General features: G+C 34.4%; 13 protein-coding genes. 2 read left to right on the forward strand and 11 right to left on the reverse strand.

All coding sequences use genetic code 11. The features are described 5' to 3' along the window. Positions 1-311: 311 nt before the first annotated feature. Positions 312-1,796, reverse strand: a complete 1,485-nt coding sequence (locus tag CELLY_RS09005; protein WP_013621363.1) for a sulfatase family protein — start codon at positions 1,794-1,796, stop codon at positions 312-314. An 11-nt stretch (positions 1,797-1,807) separates the two neighbouring features. Further along, entirely contained in the window at positions 1,808-3,460 is a 1,653-nt protein-coding gene (locus CELLY_RS09010; RefSeq protein ID WP_013621364.1) for a sulfatase, read from the reverse strand. 292 nt (positions 3,461-3,752) lie between these two features. On the opposite strand from CELLY_RS09010, the gene CELLY_RS09015 reads away from it, so the two are divergent. Then, on the forward strand, positions 3,753-4,211 hold the full coding sequence (locus CELLY_RS09015) for a (2Fe-2S)-binding protein (protein WP_013621365.1): 459 nt from the start codon (positions 3,753-3,755) through the stop codon (positions 4,209-4,211). A gap of 1 nt (position 4,212) precedes the next feature. Further along, positions 4,213-6,393, forward strand: a complete 2,181-nt coding sequence (locus CELLY_RS09020) for a xanthine dehydrogenase family protein molybdopterin-binding subunit (protein ID WP_013621366.1) — start codon at positions 4,213-4,215, stop codon at positions 6,391-6,393. Positions 6,394-6,470: 77 nt separating this feature from the next. Here CELLY_RS09020 and CELLY_RS09025 read toward each other — a convergent pair whose 3' ends face one another. The 9 genes from CELLY_RS09025 to CELLY_RS09065 form a co-directional block, all read right to left on the reverse strand. Further along, positions 6,471-8,576, reverse strand: coding sequence for a glycoside hydrolase family 127 protein (locus CELLY_RS09025; protein ID WP_013621367.1), 2,106 nt, complete (start codon positions 8,574-8,576; stop codon positions 6,471-6,473). A gap of 19 nt (positions 8,577-8,595) precedes the next feature. Continuing rightward, positions 8,596-10,050, reverse strand: a complete 1,455-nt coding sequence (locus CELLY_RS09030; RefSeq protein WP_013621368.1) for a sulfatase — start codon at positions 10,048-10,050, stop codon at positions 8,596-8,598. 152 nt (positions 10,051-10,202) lie between these two features. Then, complete coding sequence (locus CELLY_RS09035) at positions 10,203-10,523, reverse strand: VOC family protein (RefSeq protein ID WP_013621369.1); 321 nt, start codon at positions 10,521-10,523, stop codon at positions 10,203-10,205. Positions 10,524-10,540: 17 nt separating this feature from the next. Further along, on the reverse strand, positions 10,541-13,771 hold the full coding sequence (locus CELLY_RS09040) for a glycoside hydrolase family 2 TIM barrel-domain containing protein (RefSeq protein WP_013621370.1): 3,231 nt from the start codon (positions 13,769-13,771) through the stop codon (positions 10,541-10,543). A 26-nt stretch (positions 13,772-13,797) separates the two neighbouring features. Then, a complete protein-coding gene (locus CELLY_RS09045) occupies positions 13,798-15,855 on the reverse strand; it encodes a DUF5696 domain-containing protein (protein WP_013621371.1) in 2,058 nt (685 codons plus the stop codon). Positions 15,856-15,878: 23 nt separating this feature from the next. Further along, positions 15,879-16,523 (reverse strand): bifunctional 4-hydroxy-2-oxoglutarate aldolase/2-dehydro-3-deoxy-phosphogluconate aldolase, encoded by a 645-nt coding sequence (locus CELLY_RS09050; protein ID WP_013621372.1) that lies wholly within the window; start codon positions 16,521-16,523, stop codon positions 15,879-15,881. Next, positions 16,501-17,460, reverse strand: coding sequence for a 2-dehydro-3-deoxygalactonokinase (locus CELLY_RS09055; RefSeq protein ID WP_013621373.1), 960 nt, complete (start codon positions 17,458-17,460; stop codon positions 16,501-16,503). The genes CELLY_RS09050 and CELLY_RS09055 overlap by 23 nt, the downstream gene beginning before the upstream one ends. Then, on the reverse strand, positions 17,461-18,909 hold the full coding sequence (locus CELLY_RS09060; protein WP_013621374.1) for an aldehyde dehydrogenase family protein: 1,449 nt from the start codon (positions 18,907-18,909) through the stop codon (positions 17,461-17,463). Beyond that, the gene (locus CELLY_RS09065; RefSeq protein WP_013621375.1) at positions 18,884-20,050 is read right to left on the reverse strand and encodes a mandelate racemase/muconate lactonizing enzyme family protein; all 1,167 of its coding nucleotides are present in this window, start codon (positions 20,048-20,050) and stop codon (positions 18,884-18,886) included. Before CELLY_RS09065 ends, CELLY_RS09060 begins: the two co-directional genes overlap by 26 nt. Positions 20,051-20,059: the final 9 nt, after the last annotated feature.

Consider the following 20,059-nt stretch of genomic DNA (forward strand, 5'->3'; position numbering starts at 1 on the left):
ATATGAAGCAGTACATTGTTTTTAACGTAATTTCAAACAATAATAATGAGCATATCATAAAAATTAGTTTCATAATTCAAAAGAAGTGTAAAAAACAGGGTATCTATTTATCAATTTTACCTTTCGATAACATTATTTTAACCTTTTTAATTAAAAAGGGGCTATTTTAGGGTAAAGAGGAGTTTTTTGGGGTAGGTAACCGCTATAATTAATTTTTAGAGCGTTAATTGTTTCTTTTACAGCACCTAACAGTAGGCGTAAAAAAACTCCTTAGTAGTATAAGGAGTTTGTATTAAAATATATGTTTGTATTTATTTAGGTAATGCAAAGGTATTATTAAAAGTAGCCATTGTGCTGTCTTTCCACATTTCTTGCAAATAGGTTGGGTCAAACCACAGTGGTTCTGTGTGTGTTTTACTCCATTGTTCTGCATCGTTTACAAGCCCTTTTAATATGTCTGGGTGTGTAGCACTTAAATCTTTTTTTTCGCCTATATCTTCCGTAATTTTAAATAGTTTCCAAGGTTGCTTACTAACTTTTAATGCTTTCCATTCGTCTTTTCTTGCAGCTACATCTGTATAGCCTTCTCTGTGTCGCATAGCAAACAACGTTTCTTTTTTGTGTATGTTTTTGTTGTTTAGTATAGATTCCCAAACATTTTTTCCGTGTAAAACTTTGTTGTCAGGAAGCTTTGCTTTTCCTATATGAGCTAGTGTAGGGTAAAGGTCTAAGCTTGTAATAGGGAAGTTGTTTGTATGCCCTTTTGCAATATTTTTTGGGCAATACATAAACATAGGAACGCGGTAACCACCTTCCCAAGTATCTCCTTTTCTTCCGTGTAAAGGATTGTTTGTAGCGCCATGATCTGTATTGCCTCCATTATCACTTAAAAAGATAATTAGTGTATTTTCTAATTGATTTGTTTCTTTTAAAGTGTTTACTATTTGTTTAATCCCTCGGTCTACAGCATAAACCATAGCAGCATAAGTTCTTCTATCTTTATCTTTGATGACTGAAAATTTTTCCAAATCTTCTTCTTTTGCTTCAAGTGGTACGTGCGGTGCATTGTATGCCAAGTATAAAAAAAACGGTTTCTTTTTATTTGACGCTTCTTTTACAAAACGAGATGCTTCTCTAGAAAAAGCATCGGTTAAATATTCTGTTTCTTTAACTTCTTTACCATTATGTTCTAGCGGAAGTATGTAATCTCTAATTATTTTTTTCTTAGCTTTTTTTTGCTTTTGGTACTGTGCTTGGTATTGTTCTGGAAAATAATTGTGCCCTCCACCTAAAAAGCCATAAAAATCTGTAAAACCACGTTGATTGGGATGAAACTCTTCTGTGGCGCCTAAATGCCATTTTCCAATAGCTCCTGTGTAATAGCCAGACTCTTGTAATGTTTTAGCTATAAATTGCTCGTTGGTATCAATTCCTTTGCCTAAAGATTCTCCGTTAGCAGGTAAATTAAACTGTGAGCCTATAGTATGCGGATATTTACCAGTTAATAGTGCAGCCCTACTTGGTCCACAAAAAGGATGTGCTACGTAAGCCGATGTAAATATGGTTCCTGCATTTGCTAGTTTGTCTAATTCTGGTGTTTTAATATCTGTACTGCCATTAAAACCAACATCAGAATACCCTAAATCATCACAAAGAACCAATAAAATATTAGGTTGTTTTGTTTCTGTTTTAACTTCTGTTGCTGCTTGGGCAACTTTTTTAGGTTTGTTGTTGCAGCTTAATGCAGTTAGTAAAACTGCTAATACAAGTGTCTTTGAGTTTTTATTAAAAATCATACTCTTAATACTTAGTTAAGTTGTGCTAAATTGCCTTTCCAACCTTTGTTAAATTGAACAAGTAGCTTTTTTACAATCTCTGGATTTTCTTTAGCTATATTTATAGTTTCGTTAGGGTCGTTTAAATGGTTGTACAGTTCAATAAAAATAGGTTTTGCGTTTTTGGTTTTATAATCTTTCCAAACAATAAATCTATATTCTTTTGTGCGCATAGAGTAGCCCATTAATTTGTTCTCAAACAAATCTCTATTCCATTTATCTCCTTGTTGTTTTTTTATCTTTTCTTCAACTTCTTCAATTAAAGGGCCAAATGATGTTTCTTTCATTCCTTTAGATAATGGGTTAGCAGCCCATTCTCTTAACGCTGGTGTAGGAAACTGACTAAAAACAGCTTTTTTCCAATCTAAATTTGGGTTGCTTAATAATGGTTTAAAACTTTGTCCTTCTACTGTGTTAGGCACTGCTACATCTACTAAATCACAAAGAGTAGGGTACATATCTACAAGCTCTACTAAGGCATCTGTTTTTTTGCCTTTTATTTCTTTTGGCATATTGGGAGTGTTAATTATTAAAGGCACTCTTGTTGCAATTTCATAGTTTGTTGCTTTGCCCCAAATGCCCATATCACCAAGGTGCCAACCGTGGTCACTCCATAATATAACTATGGTGTTGTCTCTTTGTCCAGATTCTTCTAGGGCTTTTAACATACGTCCTATTTGTGCATCTATATAACTTACACAGGCTAAATATGCGTGTTTTAATTTAATTGCTTGTTCATCTGTAATATCTCCTTTTTTAGGAATGTCTGCTCTAGCTCTTAACTCAAACGAAGCGTGTAACCCCATAGCAGCCCCGTCTTTTGGACCTTGCTTTTGTTGAGCCAATTTTATATCATCTTCATTATACATATCCCAATATTTTTTTGGAGCTTGCCAGTCTAAATGTGGTTTTTTCATTCCTAATCCCAAAAAAAATGGTTTGTTAGGGTTTTTGTTTAGCATATCTTTTAAAGTTGCTATTGCAAGGTCTGTATTATAACCATCTTCATATTCATTATCAGGATAATCTGCAAACTCATAAGCCGGACCTTTACCTAGTCCATTACGTAATGCATTTTCTCCGTACTTGGCTACCATAGCAGCGCTATTTTCTTTATGCAATTTTATGTTTTCTGGTAGTTTAAAGCCAAATTTTGGCTTTTTACTAGCGCTCATTTGGCTATGTGGCACAGGTTTTCTACTCCATGATAATTTAGGGTCATTGTATTTTCCGTGGTAAATTTTGCCTGTGTGTACGGTTTCATATCCGTTTGCCCATAATTGCTGAGGTAGTGTTACAATATCTGGGTTAGCATCTCTAAAATAGGTGAAGTTTTCTACTACGCTTATGCTTTCTGGTCTGGCTCCTGTCATTAAACTAGCTCTAGAAGGGCTGCATATTGCTTCTTGGCAATAGGCATTATTAAATTGTAAGCCATTACTAGCTAAAGCGTCTATGTTAGGAGTAATGGCAATTTCAGAACCATAAGTGCCAAGTTCTGGGCGTAAATCATCTACAGCAATAAATAAAATATTTGGCTTTTTTTTGATTTCTTTTTTTGTCTCTTTTTGTGATTGGCAACTACTTATAAATAAAAGTAGTAATATTAATTGCGCGTATCTCATTTAGTATTTCAAAAGTTAATATTAAGTGCTATCAAAATAACCTAAAACAAGCAATTAAATGTTCTTTTAGTTTATCCTTGCGTTGCACTATTTTACCCTATTTGTTTATACTTGTATTATTTTAATGAGTAACCATTGCTTTTTGGGTACCTTAAAAGTGTTTTTAGGATATGTTTAATTTTACTTATGTTGGTAAAATAAAGTGTTAATAGGTTAATTATAGCGGTTTGTTGTGCTTATTTTTGCTTAAATTTAAAACATAGACATCTTTACAAAACTAAATATAGGATTTATGACCAAACTAAAAATTAACGGAGAAATACATACGATAGATGTAGATCCAGAAATGCCTTTGTTATGGGCAATAAGAGATATTATAGGTTTTACAGGAACTAAATTTGGATGCGGAAAAGGTTTTTGCGGTGCTTGTATGGTTTTAATGGATGGTAATGCGGTAAACTCTTGTCAGCTTCCTGTTTCTGCTGTGGGTGAAAATGAATTAATTACAGTTGAGGGACAGACAGAAAATCTTCAGTTATTACAAAAATCTTGGGCAGAGCATAATGTTCCGCAATGTGGTTTTTGTCAATCTGGACAATTAATAACAGCAACTGCATTGTTAAACGGTAATAGCAACCCTTCTGATGAAGATATAAATAATGCTATGGTGCGTAATATTTGCCGCTGTGGTACATATCCGCGTATAAAAAAGGCTATAAACCATTCTGTTGAATTAAAAAACAAAGGCTAGTATGAAAGATGTAAAAAATGTAAGTCGTAGAAGTTTTTTAAAAGGATTAGGTTTGGCTTCAGGCGGATTAATAATTGCCTCTGGAACAACACTTTTTATTGGCTGTGAACCTAAAGAAGTAATAGAGTTTAATCCTAATTTATTTGTTCAGCTTAATTCTGATGGAAATCTAATTTTAGTAGCGTCTAGATCAGAAATGGGTCAAGGTGTGCGTACTTCTTTAACGTCTGTTATTGCAGATGAAATGGAGGCAGATTGGGATAGAGTAAGTATAAAGCAGGCTGTAGGTGATGTTAAGTACGGTGATCAAAATACAGATGGCTCTAAAAGTGTACGTCTTTTGTATGAAGAAATGCGTAAAATTGGAGCCGCTACAAAGGCAGTTTTAATTGCAGCAGCAGCTAAAAAATGGGAGGTTCCTACATCAGAACTAAAAGCAGAAAACCATTTTGTTATAAGTAATAGTGGAAAAAAAATAGGATTTGGAGAACTTGTAGAGATTGCTAAAACTATAGAGGTTCCTAAAGATGTTGTTTTAAAAGATCCTAAAGATTTTAAATTTATTGGTAAATATTTACCAAGTAAAGATGTAGAAAACTTATCTAACGGAAGTGCAGTTTTTGGTTTAGATAAGCGTTTAGATAATATGAAATTTGCAGCTATAAAACGTTGCTCAGTTACTTTTGGTACAGTAAAATCTTTTGATAAAACTGAAGCCTTAAAAATTGCAGGTGTTTTAGATGTTGTGGAAATTCCTAGGGTAGAAAAACCTTTTGGTCCATTAGGAGGTGTAGCTGTTGTTGCTACAAATACTTGGGCTGCTTTTAAAGGTAAAGAGGCTTTAAAAGTAGAGTGGGATTTTGGTGCAAATGCTAATTATGATACTGAAGAGTATATGAAGCAGATAACAGCCAATGTGCAGAAAAAAGGAAAGGTTGCTAAAACGGTAGGTAATGTAGATTCTGCATTTAAATCTGCAACAAAAACTATAGAAAGTACATACCAATTACCACATTTAGTGCATACACCTATGGAGGTGCCTAATGCTGTTGTTTGGGTACAAGAGAATACGTGCGAAGTTTGGGCTCCAACACAAGAACCACAGCGTACAAGAACAGAAGTTAGTGCTTTTTTAGAAACAGATGAAAAAAATGTAACTGTTAATGTTACGTTTTTAGGAGGTGGGTTTGGTAGAAAATCCAAGCCAGATTATGTGGTTGAAGCAGCAGCCGTTTCAAAAGCAATTAACGCTCCTGTACAAGTTGTATGGTCACGTGAAGATGATATACAACATAGTTATTACCATACTATAGCTGCACAATATATGAAAGGTAGTTTGGATAAAGACGGAAAAGTAACTGGTTGGTTGCATCGTTTTGCGTTGCCTTCTATAGCGTCTACTTTTGCTCCGGGAACTGTAGATCCTGCTCCTTTTGAAGCTGCTAGTGCTACAAACGTACCTTTTGAGATTCCTAATATGCAGGTAGAAACAGGAGGAGCACCAGCGCATGTTAGAATTGGTTGGATGCGTTCTGTTATAAACATACCACACGGTTTTGCTATTAATGTTTTTGCTGATGAGTTAGCTAATGAAGCAGGAGTAGACCCGCTTGAGTTTAGATTAAATCTTATTGGTAGTGACCGCATTGAAGATACTAAAAATGAATATAAGTATGATACTGCTCGTTTAAAACACGTGCTAAAGCAGGCTGCTAAAAATGCAGATTGGGGTAAAAAATTACCAGAAGGACATGCAATGGGGCTTGCAGTACATTATAGTTTTTTATCTTATGTTGCGTCTGTGGTTGAGGTATCTGTTATAAATAATAAAGTAAAAGTACACAACATACATTCTGTTATAGATTGTGGTTTGGCTGTAAATAAAAATACAATTACCGCACAAATGGAAGGTGCTGCTATTTTTGGTATGTCTTTGGCTTTTTATGGTAAAATTACTGCTAAAGATGGCGCTATTGAACAAACCAATTTTGGTGATTACCAAATGTTACGTATGCCACAAGCACCAAACATACATATAGAAATTGTAGAAAATAACGAAAAACCAACAGGTGTTGGTGAGCCAGGGGTGCCAGTTATTGCACCAGCTATTGTAAATGCAATTTTTAAAGCAACAGGTAATAGATATAGAACATTACCACTTAAAGATTATAAGTTAGTTTAATACACCATAATTAACACAAATTAAAAGGGGATAAGTTGTAAAACTTATCCCCTTTTTTTACTAATAAAAACTAAATCTTATTCCCAAACAACTGGTAAAAATACAGTCATTTCGCTTTCTTTTTCATTATTTCTGTTAGACCATGCATAGTATGGTACAAATGTAGTATTGTACTTTTCCCATTGTGGCTTGTTTACTTTATGGTACATTTTATCTGTTTTAGCAGCGTCTTTACGTAATAAAACATTACCTGTTATAGCAGATACACCACCTAAAAAGTCTGGTCTATATTCTGATTTTAATTGAGACGCATCACCCTTAATAAAGACATCTAAAATACTAGTATCTTTTGGTAAATCTGCCGACTCTACACAATATACAAGCGGACCTCTTTTTATAGCTACTTGGTTACGCACTTCTTCAATACGTTCATGGCCTTCAACAAAGTTTATGTCTAATGGCATTGCAATGCGTATAACATCATCTTTTTTCCACTCACGATTAATAGTAGTGAACTCACCTGCTTTTACAGAGACTTCAGCCTCTTTTCCGTTTACAAAAACTTTTGTGCCTTCTGCCCAATCAGGAATTCTAACAAGCATATCAAAAGGAGTGTTTTTACATTCTTGCATTGTTATTTTTACATCTCCATTCCAAGGGTAAGCGGTCTCTTGCTTCAATTCTATTTTAGAACCGTCTGTTAGTGTTGTTTTTAGTGTGTTGCCACCATAAAGGTTTACGGCAATACCATTTTTAGATTTGCTATAAGCCCAGCCCGATACTTTTGCTATGGTACGTACCAGGTTTGGAGGACAACAAAAACAGTCTAAATAAGCTTGTCTTGTAGGGAACTCTGTGTTCATTTTATCATAGTCTCTAGAGCCATGAATTACTCTAAGTGGGTTGGCATAGTAATACCTGTCTCCCTCTAAATTAATACCAGACAATGCACTGTTGTACAATACGGTTTCCATAATATCTGCATATTTAGATTCTCCGTGTACGCCTAACATACGGTAGCTAAACATAGAGTTGCAAACATTTGCACAAGTTTCGTTATAGGCAGTCATATTAGGCATCATATATTCATCTATAAAACCTTCTTCTATTTTATCTCTGTTGGTTGATGCTCCATAGTGAGTTTGGCCTACAGCGCCAGTTACATACATTTTTTTAAGCGCAACATTCATCCATAATTTATCTAAAGCATCAATTAAGGCTTGCTCTCCTGTTTCTGCGTATACATCTGCTGCGCCTGCGTAGTAGTACAATGCTAAAACGGCGTGGCCAACTGCTTCATCAGACTTACGTAAAGGAGTACGTTCTTGTACCATATCCCCAATAGGATATCCTTTGGTTTCTGGTGTTTCTGCAACCTTGTAGGCACCCCTGTTGTTTATAAATTTTTCAGCCAATTCTAAATAACGCTTGTCTTTTGTAGTTCTGTACAGTTCTACCAAGCCCATAATTTGAGTTTGGTTAAATCCAAAACGACCGTAGCGTTCATCATCTGTCATAAATAAAGAGTATAACAAATCTGCGTGTTTAACGGCAATGTCTAGGAAGTTAGTCTGACCAGTAATTCTGTAATGAATACATGCACTTGTTAATAAATGTCCTGAATTGTACATTTCATGAAACTTTCTGTTTTCATACCTAGACCTATCTTCATTTAGCTGTATTTGAGTTTGTAGGTAGCCATCTTTTTCTTGCGCTTTTCCTATAATGTCTATATAGCTATCTATTTCTTTTAGTAAAGCTTCATCTTTGTTTTGCGCATAAACATACATTGTGGCTTCCATAAATTTATAAAAGTCACCATCATGCCAATGCATTCCTTTGTGCTCACCATCTTTTAAGCCGGCAGCAATTTTAAAGTTGTTAAGCGCGTGGCCAGTATCACCGGTTAATAAACTACGCATATAAGGAACCATTTTTGTTTCAGCAATTTTAAACTTATCTGCCCAAAAACCCTCTGTCCACTGACAGTCGCCCATATCTATACTTTTAAAAGCAACATGCGGACTATTAGCATTGTTAATAATGCCTGCATTGGGGTCTAGATTTAAAGCCAAATCTTTACTTTCTGTATTAGCAGTAATAACGGTATCATTAGTTTTTTCTTTTTGGCCGCACGAAGCAAGCACAAGTGCGCTAAATGCCAAAATTGTAATGTGTTTCATATATTAAGTTGAGTTATAGTTAGTTTTCTATTTTTTTATATCCATTACTTTCTTTTAAAGGGATGGCGTATTGTTCTATTTCTTTTTTAACCATTTCTGGGGTTCTGTAACGGTCCATACGGTCTATGTCATAATTTTCAAAAGACCTTTTAAGCATCCATAATGGACGTTGAAGGCTAGATTCCCATTCAAACATTTTTTTAAACATAGACTTTACCATTTCTGGATGTTTATATGCTATATTGTTTTGCTCTGCAATGTCTGTAGATAAATTATACAACTCTGCAGGTCTATCTGCAAATCTTATTAATTTATAGTCACCTTCTCTATAAGCTAAGCGTACTTCTTTTTTCCAGAATAAAGTATTGTGTGGTCTGCTGTTGTTTTGTCCGTTAATGTACGGAAGTAAATCAACACCATCTATATCTTTTAAATCTGCAACATTGCCACCACCTGCTGCATAAAAAGTAGGGAGTAAATCTAGTGTGCTTACCGGAAAATTGTATACAGTTTTAGACTTTATTTGTTTTGGCCAACTTATTAAAAAGGGAACTCTAATGCCGCCTTCTAAATGGTTAGATTTTGTGCCGCTTAGTGGTAGGTTTAATGATGCATTTTTATCTGTAGGTCCGCCATTGTCGTTAGAGAAAACAACAATTGTATTTTTGTCTAAACCAAGTTCCTTTAACTTGTTTAAAACAGTGCCACAAGCCCTATCTAAGGCTAAAGTCATAGCGGCTAATTCTTTTCGTTTTCCTGTTAAATTAGGAAATTTATTTAGGTCTTCTTTTGTGGCTTGCATTGGTGTGTGTACTGCATTAAAGGCTAAATAAATAAAAAATGGATTGCCTTTATTTTTTTCAATAAATGAAACTGCTTCTTTGGCTAATGCATCTGTTACGTATTCTGTTGGTTCTTGGTAATTACCAAAGCCTCTTTCCATTCTGTTGTCTAAGTTTGCTTTAGAAACATCATTGTAACCAAAGTAATTACGGGCACCTCCTCTAAATCCGTAAAACTCATCAAAACCTCTTTTGGTAGGGTGGTAACGGTCTGCGTCACCCAAATGCCATTTGCCGTACATAGCAGTTTTATACCCTAGTTTTTTTAAATGATCTGCAATGGTTAATTGGTCTAAGGGTAAGCCCATATCATCTGCCAAAAATTTAGAGTTTGCACTCATATAACCTGGCACGTTTATTTCTTCATACCCAAAGCGTTGTTGGTATTTTCCTGTAATTAAGCCTGCTCTAGACGGCCCGCAAGTGGCGTCGGTTACATAGCCTTGTGTAAACTTTGCTCCAGATTTAGCTAGTTTATCTAAGTTAGGAGTCTTCATTATTTTACTGCCTTGAAAACCAAAATCTGCGTAACCAGCATCATCAGAAAACAAGAAAATGATATTTGGTTTTTCTTGTGCATTAAGGTTAATTGCTACTGTTAGTAGTAGAATAAAAATTAAATTTCTTTTCATCTCTTTGTGTATCATTGTTAAAAATGAGTGACTTGGAACAAATTAAATGAAAAATTGCTTATCGTGATTAATGCAAATTACCTAGGTATGGTATTATTTTAACCCTATTGTAGTGTTTAAGGTTAATAATTGACTTGTATACACCAAGTATGTTATTCTTTTACTTCCATAAATTCTACAGGAGTACCGTTGTGTTTTATAAAAGCTACCCGTACACCTTCTGCAGGAGAAAAAGTATCAACTAAAATATCTTTGCCTTGTAAAGCATCTTCCATATTATCTACAAAATAAGCTACGTGTGGTACAGTACGCATTAGTTCTGGCATTGGACTATCAGCATCAAACTTTACCCATTCTATACTATACTCATCCTTGTTAAATTCTGTATAGTGTATTTTTCCAGGTTCGTAAAATCCGTCCCAGTTTTTATTTTCTGTGGTGGGTATGCCTATGTGACTAAATTTGTAATCCATAATTTTAAGTTTAAAGTTTATTGTAATGGCTGAATAAGAAATTGAAAATTATACTCGCCAGATTTTAATGTGTATTTTGGTAATAAGTGCGATAGTGTGCCTCCTAAACCAGTTTGTGCATAGTCTATATTTAGTGTATAATAATTTTGTGGAGTAAGCTCATAAGGATGTTTTGCTTGTTCTATATTTTCTGATGAATACGGCCAAACAGAAAAACTAAATTCTGACATTGCTATTATGGCTATTCCACTTTTTTTATTATTAGTTAATTTTAGCCAACGCGTTTCTGTTCTATTACCGTTTTCTTGCGGCATTACATAATTGGTGAACATAGCATCTGTTTTGGTATGATATTCTCCAATTTCAGAATTACGTTTACGATCACTATAATTCTCATACGGGCCATTACCGTAATAACTAGTGTTTTTTAGTTGCTTACTAACACCCATTGTTAGCCCAATTCTAATAGGAGCTGGTAAAGATTTACTAGCTTGGGTGCTAAAAGAAATTAGTACAGTAGCATCATTATAAACTGTAAATGAGGTTTTAAAACTAAGTTTTTTACTTATGTATTGCTCAGACGTAATTTCAATAAATTTTTCGTGTTTTTTACTAATTGTAACTTTAGTTGTTTTAACACTGTCTATAATATTTTTCCAAAACTGTCTTCCTTTTTTAAGCACTTTGTTACTTGCTCCTCTAATATCGTTATCTACAGGAGGTCTGTAAAAATTTGGCTTTAAAGGAGAAATAACCTGTTCCTTACCCTCTGTTTTGTAAGATGCTAATTGTCCGTTTTCTTTAGATATTGACACAGAAAATTTTGTGCCTTTGACTGTAATTGTCTTATCGGTTTCTAAAGTAGTAATATGGTTATTAGAGCTTGATGTGTAAGTTGATGTAGCTTTTTTGGTTTTTATATTAAGCTGCTCTTTTGCTATTAAATAACCTTTTTTTGCCCACAAACGATCTGTTTTTTCGTGTGCTGATAAACGTAGCCAATAATCTGAATTACTTTTTAGATTATTGCTTTTAAAAGGGATTGTAACTATGGCAGATGAAGAAGCTGCTATATCTTGACTATCAAGCTCTCCAGATTCTAACTCTTTACCGTTTTCAAAAACACTCCATTTAATGGTGTACTTATCTAAATTGGTTGTGGTAAACCTGTTTATAATTCGTACTTTTTTGTTTGCTAAATCTACAGCTTCAAAAGCCACTGGCTGAAAAACATATTTTGCCTCCCACGCGTGTGGGTTTGGAGTTCTGTCTGAAGCAAAAACACCGTTAATGCAGAAATTGTGGTCGTTGGGCACATCACCAAAGTCGCCACCATAAGCATAAAAAATATTGCCATTTGGGTCTTTTTTCTCTAACCCTTGGTCTACCATATCCCAAATAAAACCACCAATTAAATTTGGTTTAGCTCTTATAATATCCCAAAACTCACCTAAGCCACCCATAGAGTTTCCCATTGCGTGCATATACTCACACATTACAATTGGTCTGTTAATATGTGGACTATTGGCTAAATTTATTAATTGCTCGTGATCTGGATACATTCTGCTTATAACATCTACATACGCTGGGTCTGTTGGGTTGGCCATACTGGGCCAATTGTTAGAGGTAAAACCTGCGTTTTCTATATAGGCAGGGTTGTTTGGGGCTCCTTGTGCGCCTTCATAATGTATAAATCTAGAGCTGTCATAATCTTTTATCCAAGCGGCGGCAGCTGCAAAAGCAGGGCCAGTACCAGACTCGTTTCCTAAAGACCAAGATATAATACTTGGGTTGTTTTTATCGCGTTCTACCATACGGTAAACCCTACTTAAAATAGGTGCTGTCCATGACGGTGTTTGTGGTATGTAACTACCTAGGTGGTGCGTTTCTATATTAGCCTCACTCATAACATAAATACCATACTCGTTACAAAGTTCTATAAAATATGGGTCGTTTGGGTAGTGAGATGTACGTACAGCATTAAAGTTATATTGTTTTATTAGCGCTACATCTTTGCGTAAATCTTCACGTGTTAATGCTTTACCTCTTGTTGGGTGGTGGTCGTGCCTATTAACACCCATAAGTTTTACAACTTTTCCGTTAATTAACAGTTCATTTTTTTTACTAAACTCAACTTTTCTAAAGCCTATTTTCTGACTCCTAGATTCTACTATCTTTCCGTTAGGGTCTTTTACATTTAAAACTACGGTGTATAAATACGGATTTTCTGCAGACCATTTGTTTGGCATTCTAATATTTGCCTCTAATAAGCCAAATTTTGTGATATCTCTTGCGGGCCATCTTTCATTAAAAACAGTACTAACAGGCACAGAAATTTCTTTGTCTAAGACTTCTTTTTTATCAGCATTAAATAACATTGCTGTTATAGTCCAGTTTTGTAAATTGGTTTTATTTTCTTTTATCCAAACCTTGGGTCTAATTTGCAATTTTGCATCCTCAATATTGGCATCAAACTTAGTTTTAATATAAAAGTCGTTAATTGCTATTTTGGGTTGTGCTAATAGTAATACCTCACGGTGAATACCACTTAAACGCCACATATCTTGATTTTCTAAATAACTACCGTCACTCCACCTAAACACTTGTACTGCAACTCTATTTGTAGTATTAGGATTTATATAAGCAGATATATCAAACTCAGCAGCTAAACGACTGTCTTGACTGTAACCTACTTTTTTGCCATTTACCCAAACATAAAAAGCAGAAGATATACCGCCAAAATGAAGAATTACAGATTGATTTTTCCATTCTTCAGGAATTTTAAAATCTCTATAATAGCTACCTACAGGGTTATCTCTATATATTTTAGGTGGAATTGGAGGTTGTGGACCTCGCCATCCGTACTTTAAATTTGGGTCTTGTATATTGGGAGTAAAAGGATACGTAATATTTGTGTATATAGGTTGCCCGTGACCTTGTAACTCCCAATTAGATGGTACAGGAATGTTTGCAAAGTCTTCACCTTTAAAATTGGCAGCATAAAAATCTGTTGGTCTATCTGTAGATTTAGCAGTGTATTTAAATTTCCAAATGCCATTTAAAGACTTTACTCGTGCTTTGTTTCTGTCGCCTTCTAATGCGTCTGTTGAGTTTTTGTAAGAGTAACTGGCAACGCGTGCTTCCATTTTGTTGATTCCAAAAATGTGCTCGTTTTCCCAATCATTTTGTGCTGTTACGCTTTGCGCAACTATAAAAAATAGAAGCGCAATTGTTAGTCCGTGTCTCATAAAAACGCTTAAAAATGCCTTAGTAATTAGTTTTCTAGTAAGCTAACTTTAAAACTTCCTTTATTTATTTTTCCGTTTTCTCTGGTAACATAATAACCGTAACCAGGAATTGTTTGTCCGTTTTCTATTTTTTGGTCTACGTTACCTACATTAACAATTACAGTTGTTCCATTAGAAAATTTTGTGCGTTGTACTTTAAAATCCTTACTTAAATACTCGTGACTCTCCAATTCAGCATAAAATGTTTCTTTATGTATTGGGCTTACTAATTTGTTAGCCATTTTTATCATATCTGCCATGCCATTAAACTCATACGGAGCAAAGAAAATAGTTGTTCCTCTACCAAAAAGTATGCTACGTAATGATTTAATTCTAAAATCACCATTATTAGTAACCTCATTGTCAGGATCTTGTATTTTTCCAAAAACTGCAATAGCATCATGGTATACAAGACTAAAAAGTGGGGCTTTTTTAGAAATAGTAGAAAGCGGAGGATTGCCAAGGTATGTCAAACCTTCAAACATATCAAAATACGGAATCCAAGCTTCTTGTCCGTGTTCTGTGCCGTTTACAAGGTTTAAAGAGTCTATGTATTTGGCAAGAGCAATACGGTCTTCTTTCCCTTTTTCTCTGTATGCAGCAAACGTAATATCTGTAATATCTGCTTTTAAGTTTAAAGCTTTTATTTCTTCAGTAATGTGTTTTTTTGCTAACCCTAATTGATATTTACTATCTACACGTGCCCACCTGCTATTGGTTTCTTGTAATTTGCCGTTAGCATCTTTCCACATAAACTCGGTTGAAAAATCTGGATCGTTCTCTAACAAAGCAGAGTAGGAGTGGTATGATGAGTATAAATAACCATATTTATTAGTTAAGTCTACAGCTTCTTTAAGTTTTTTAACGCCACCAAGTTCTTCGCTTATTGGCCAATTGTTAGGTACGTAGTTAGAGAAAGTTCCCCAAGCGTGAATAAAAGCATTGTCTACTTTTAAGGTGTCGTGTATTGTAGTAATCATATCTTTTAAATCATTAAAAGTAAAAGCCATTCCTGGCATATTTACATAATGTGGATAACCACCGTAAATACCAAAGTAGATAGATCCCGGTAGTTTATCTACATCTGGGTTTCTTGCTAGTTTATCTTTTAAAGAAACAAAATGACCACGTTTTTTAGCTTCTTTTCTGTATTCTTTAGCCATATCTACATAGTCTCCTTTTGGGATAAAAGAATATGATATACCTCCAATTGTTTGGTTGGGTGTTGATATGTCCCATACAGGATCTAAAAACTGTACTCTTTGGTAGGTAGACATTTTACCTTCTGCATTAAATAAGTACTGACCGTTATTATTAATATTAAAAAATAGTTTTGGTCTTACGTCTTTATCAATAATGCCAACTACTGCAGATTTTTTATTGTACGTTCCCCACCAAGGCATAGATAAGCCAGTACCGTTATTAAAAAGCTCTAATGTGCCAATAGATTTGTTGTTGTATGTAGTGTCATCCCATTTGCAAAAACGACCACCATTCATAGGAAAAATATAAGAAGGACAAATAATACCTTGTTTTTGTGGTATTACAGCTGCACCTATATCTTGGTCGGTTTTTAAACTGAAGTAACGAGATGGATACCTTAGACTTAGTAGTTTGTGGTTGCTAGATGTGTAGCTTATAATTTCTACTCTTAATTTAGATGTTTTGGTGTCTAAACTTAATTTAGTTTGTAGTGTAACACCTTTAGCTACAGAGCCGTCTTTAAAAGTAGGGTTGCTAAATTTTATTACAACAGTATTTTTACCTTTTTTAGTAAGTTCTATATTTTTACTGTTAGATATGTTTACTGTCTGCTTAGTTTTTTTGCTATCTACAAGTGTTAGTAAACCAGCAGCATTTTCCCAAGGATCTGGATTCCATACTTGACCAGATGTTTTTTCAGTTACAGTAAAATTACCAGTTTTGTTTTCTACTGTTACTTTTATCTTGCTATCTTCTAATGTTATAGTTTTCTGAGCAAAAGAAGTGCTACAAAATAGTAATGTTAGTATACAAAGTGCCGTAATTTTTTTTATCATTTCCATAATCTGTCCTTGTAAATTAATAATTATATGTAGGCTTTAATTTCTTCTTTAATGCTTTTAAAATGATCTGCTAAGCCGTTAAAGTCGTTATTTTTAATAAGTTTTTTGTCTAATAGAGAGCTACCCATACCAACCCCAGTAGCACCAGCAGCAAAAAAAGATTTTATATTGTCTTTTGATACTCCACCAGTTGGTAATAGTTTAATATTATTAAGCGGCGCTAATACGTCTTTTATATAAGTTGGGCCTAATTGCGTAGCAGGAAATATTTTAACGGCAGAAGCACCCAAAGACCAAGCTTTGTAAACTTCAGTTGGAGTAAAAGCACCAGGGAAAATAGGAATTTTGTCTGCTACTGCTTTTTTTATTACTTCTTCATTTATTATTGGTGTTACTATAAACTGAGAGCCAGCTGCAACTGCTGTATTGTAATCTTCTATTGTGCAAACAGTACCAGCACCAACATTTAAATCAGGAAAATTAGATTGTATTGTTGCAATAATATCTGCTGCACCAACAGTATTCATTGTTATTTCTATAGTAGACAAACCAGCTGTAACATACGCTTTTGCGATACCTACAACCGTCTCTAAAGGTAAGCCTCTTACAATACCTACAATTGGTGCTTTGTTATGTAGTTCCCAGTTAAAGGGCTTTGTTGTTTTCATACTGTAATAAAATTTTCTTTTGACCTAACAACAGAGCATTCTCTAATATTTTATCATCTAAGAGAATTAATTGTTTTGGATTAATTATTTGTTTTAACGCTAACTTGTATAGACTAAAAACCGGATCTGGAGCAACTAAAAATATGTTTTCTGTAGTCTGCTCCAAGTAACTAATTTCATCACCAATTAAAAGTCCGCTTAAAAAAAAGTAGTTTTCTTCTTTTGTTTTGGTTTGAAGTAAATCTTTAGCTCTAATTGAAAATAAACTTGCACTTAATTGTCCTTGCAGTCCAAGTGAAACGCCTTCTAAAAAAGGTTTTTCTAATAATGTTGATGAGGTAGTGCTAACCGAATTAACTAAAATGCTTTTTTTAGAAAGTACCTCAAATAATTCACCAGTCATATAATTTTTTAGATCCGTATAAATTCCGTTATCATAAGTTAGGTGTTTGCTGTGTGTACCAGGTAATAATAGAAATCCTTTTTTATACGGTTTTAGTTCTTGTTCTAACCCTACTGCTTGTATTTCTTCGCCACGCATCATTCCAGAATTAGTTTTTGCGCCAGAAATTAAAAGTATTTCTATGTTATTATTAAAGACTAAATGTTTCCAAATTAAATTATTTCCGCAGGTGTTAAGTGGAAAGTCTGCATAATTAAGCTCAAACAAACCAATATTTGCAGATGCCATACCTGCAGCAACAATTATATGTTTTTGGTGCTCTTTAGGCAAGCTAGATATCTGTTCTTTTAAGTAGTCTGCAAAAAATTGAGTTTGTTCTTTTTCTCTTTGTTTTAAAAAATTTTCATAAAGCAATTTTATGCCGCAATCTGTTTTGTGTTCTGCTAAAATTGTTAATGTAGTTGTTTCTACAACTCGTAATCTAAAGTTAGAAGTTCCCCAATCGCAGCTAATAAAGTAATTTGGTAGTGCCATTTAGTTTAGGGCTTTTGAAACTCTCTTTTTAATTAAATAATCATCTAATGCATATGTAGAGCAGTCTACACCAATTCCGCTATTTTTTACACCACCATGAGGCAAGTAAATATCGTACTTTACTCCGTTTAATTGCACTTCTCCAAACTCTAGCTTATCAGAAAAATATTGAAGAGTTTCTTCGTTTTTAGAAAACACATAAGAGGCTAAACCTGCATTTGTATTGTTTGCGTATTCTATAACTTCTTCTTTAGTAGAAAAAGGAACAATAGTAGCTACTGGCCCAAAAATTTCTTCTTGTAAAATTGGAGCTTTAGGGTTATTTAGGCTTATTACAGTAGGTTCAAAATAATATCCAGGTTGATCTAACGCATTTCCTCCAAATTCTATTTTTCCGCCTTCTGCTACTGCTTGTTTTAGTATGCGTTGTACTTTTTCTACAGATTGCTTGTTGGTTAGTGGTCCCATTTCTGGTTTGTTTTCTTTTCCAAAACCAATAGTTGTATTTTTAAATTTTTCAACCATACCTTCTGTAAACTCTTTAAGAACAGAAGAGTGTATGTAAAACCTATTTGGAGCAACACATATTTGTCCTGTGTTACCAACCTTTAATGCAGCGCCAATATTTATGGCTAATTCTAAGTCTGCATCATCAAAAACAATAAAAGGAGCATTGCCGCCACACTCCATACTGTACCTTTTTATAGATGTTTTACTGCTTTGCTCTATTAATTTTTGAGCAGTTTCTGTGGAGCCAATCATAGTAATTAGTCTAGGTGTTTTACTTTCACATAACGGAATGCCCACATTAGAAACATTACCACAAATAACAGTTACTACACCTTTAGGAAAGTTTATTTCATGACAAATTTCTCCTATAATATATGCTGATAAAGGAGAGAATTCTGATGGTTTTAGAATAATACTGCATCCCGCAGCTAATGCTGGGCCAAGTTTAAAACCTAAATTTAGTAAAGGAAAGTTATAAGCTAAAAAAGCAACGGTTACACCTAAAGGTTGAGAAACAATTTTATGCTGGTGTGTGCCTTCTTTGTCTTCTATTTCTATGTCATGACGTTTTGTAATTTCCTTAGAGTAATATTCAAGTGAATTTGTAATGCTTGTAAGGTCTTCTTCGCTGCCTTCCCAAGTTTTTCCCATTTCATGCATTATACTACTGCGCAGTAAGTCGCTTTTTTCTAGTATTTTACTCCTTAGTTTATCTATCCAGTTTAAACGTTCTTTTATGGGTAAGTTAGACCAATGTTTAAAACCTTCTTCAGCAGTTTTTAAAGCATATTCTGTATCTTCTTTACTGGCCCATGCTAGGTTAGCAACAGCTTTTTCATCAGCAGGACATATTACATCAAAAGACGCTCCATTAGAAGCATCTCTTAACTCGCCATTTATATACAGTTTTTTGTTACCGAATTTCAATTCTTTTTTCATTGTAATGTGTTTCTTTATCAAGGTATTTTTCCAATTCGTCCATATTTACATCTACACCTAAACCAGGAGTGTTAGGAACGCATAATAGTCCGTTATTAATAGTAAGGTCGCATTTAGTGACAATATCTCTTAGGGCATTTTCAGACCTGTCTAATTCCATAGTTGGTAAGTCATTATACATTCTACCTGGATTTTTATCTAGGTTGCCAACAAAATGTGCGGCCGCGCTAATAGCAATCCAAGTACCCCATGAATGTGGTACAATGTCTTTGTTAAAAGCCTGTGCTAGTGCAGCAATTCTTTTTGCTTCGGTTAAGCCTCCAGACGCACAAATATCTGGTTGAGCAATATCTACACAGTTATTTTCTAGCAATCTTTTAAAACCAAATTTTAGGTATTCGCACTCGCCACCCGCAATAGGAATTGATGTGTTTTCACGTAGTTTTTTATACCCTTCATAATCTTCAGGTGAAACAGGTTCTTCAAACCATGAAATGTTATATTTTTCTACTTTTCTGCACAGCTCTATTGCTTCTTGGTAACTGTATGCGTGGTTTGCATCAATCATTAATTTAATGTCGTCTCCAATAGCTTTACGTATAGCGGCAACATATTTTACGTCTTCCTTTATGCTTAAGCCAACTTTCATTTTTATTGCCTTAAAACCTTGAGATTTGTATAGTTTAGCTTCAGAAATCAGCACTTTTTCTAAATCGTCTACACGTGTAAAATATAAGCCTGTAGCATAAGGTTGAATGGTGGGATTTTTTAAACCGCCTAATAAAACAGATACCGATTTATTTAATAATTTACCTTTAATGTCCCACAAGGCAACATCAATAGCACTTAGAGCAGCCTGTAAACTTCCGCTTCTGGCATAGTCCATAGACCTTCTGTACATTTCTTGCCACAGAACTTCGTTTTCAATTGCTTTTTTTCCTACGATAAAAGGTTTAAAAAACTCTATACCAGCTTTAATTACACCAGCAGGGCCATAGCCTTCTCCCCAGCCGTAAGTTCCGTCTTCTAAAGTAATTTTAACAAGACATATTTTTCTGGTATTGTATTGCCATTGCGAAAAATAAAAGGGTGTATCCAACTCGTGGCTAATTACGTAAGGTTCTATGTTTTTTATTTTCATACCAAAGTG

Origin of the sequence: Cellulophaga lytica DSM 7489 (assembly GCF_000190595.1) — a bacterium.
In the GTDB taxonomy this organism is placed as follows: domain Bacteria; phylum Bacteroidota; class Bacteroidia; order Flavobacteriales; family Flavobacteriaceae; genus Cellulophaga; species Cellulophaga lytica.

Coding starts and splice junctions, on each gene's coding strand:
- CELLY_RS09035 (WP_013621369.1), bottom strand. CDS start 10,523: ATGGATTACAAATTTAGTCACATAGGCATACCCACCACAGAAAATAAA.
- CELLY_RS09015 (WP_013621365.1), top strand. CDS start 3,753: ATGACCAAACTAAAAATTAACGGAGAAATACATACGATAGATGTAGAT.
- CELLY_RS09025 (WP_013621367.1), bottom strand. CDS start 8,576: ATGAAACACATTACAATTTTGGCATTTAGCGCACTTGTGCTTGCTTCG.
- CELLY_RS09045 (WP_013621371.1), bottom strand. CDS start 15,855: ATGGAAATGATAAAAAAAATTACGGCACTTTGTATACTAACATTACTA.
- CELLY_RS09020 (WP_013621366.1), top strand. CDS start 4,213: ATGAAAGATGTAAAAAATGTAAGTCGTAGAAGTTTTTTAAAAGGATTA.
- CELLY_RS09065 (WP_013621375.1), bottom strand. CDS start 20,050: ATGAAAATAAAAAACATAGAACCTTACGTAATTAGCCACGAGTTGGAT.
- CELLY_RS09055 (WP_013621373.1), bottom strand. CDS start 17,460: ATGGCACTACCAAATTACTTTATTAGCTGCGATTGGGGAACTTCTAAC.
- CELLY_RS09060 (WP_013621374.1), bottom strand. CDS start 18,909: ATGAAAAAAGAATTGAAATTCGGTAACAAAAAACTGTATATAAATGGC.
- CELLY_RS09030 (WP_013621368.1), bottom strand. CDS start 10,050: ATGAAAAGAAATTTAATTTTTATTCTACTACTAACAGTAGCAATTAAC.
- CELLY_RS09010 (WP_013621364.1), bottom strand. CDS start 3,460: ATGAGATACGCGCAATTAATATTACTACTTTTATTTATAAGTAGTTGC.
- CELLY_RS09040 (WP_013621370.1), bottom strand. CDS start 13,771: ATGAGACACGGACTAACAATTGCGCTTCTATTTTTTATAGTTGCGCAA.
- CELLY_RS09005 (WP_013621363.1), bottom strand. CDS start 1,796: ATGATTTTTAATAAAAACTCAAAGACACTTGTATTAGCAGTTTTACTA.
- CELLY_RS09050 (WP_013621372.1), bottom strand. CDS start 16,523: ATGAAAACAACAAAGCCCTTTAACTGGGAACTACATAACAAAGCACCA.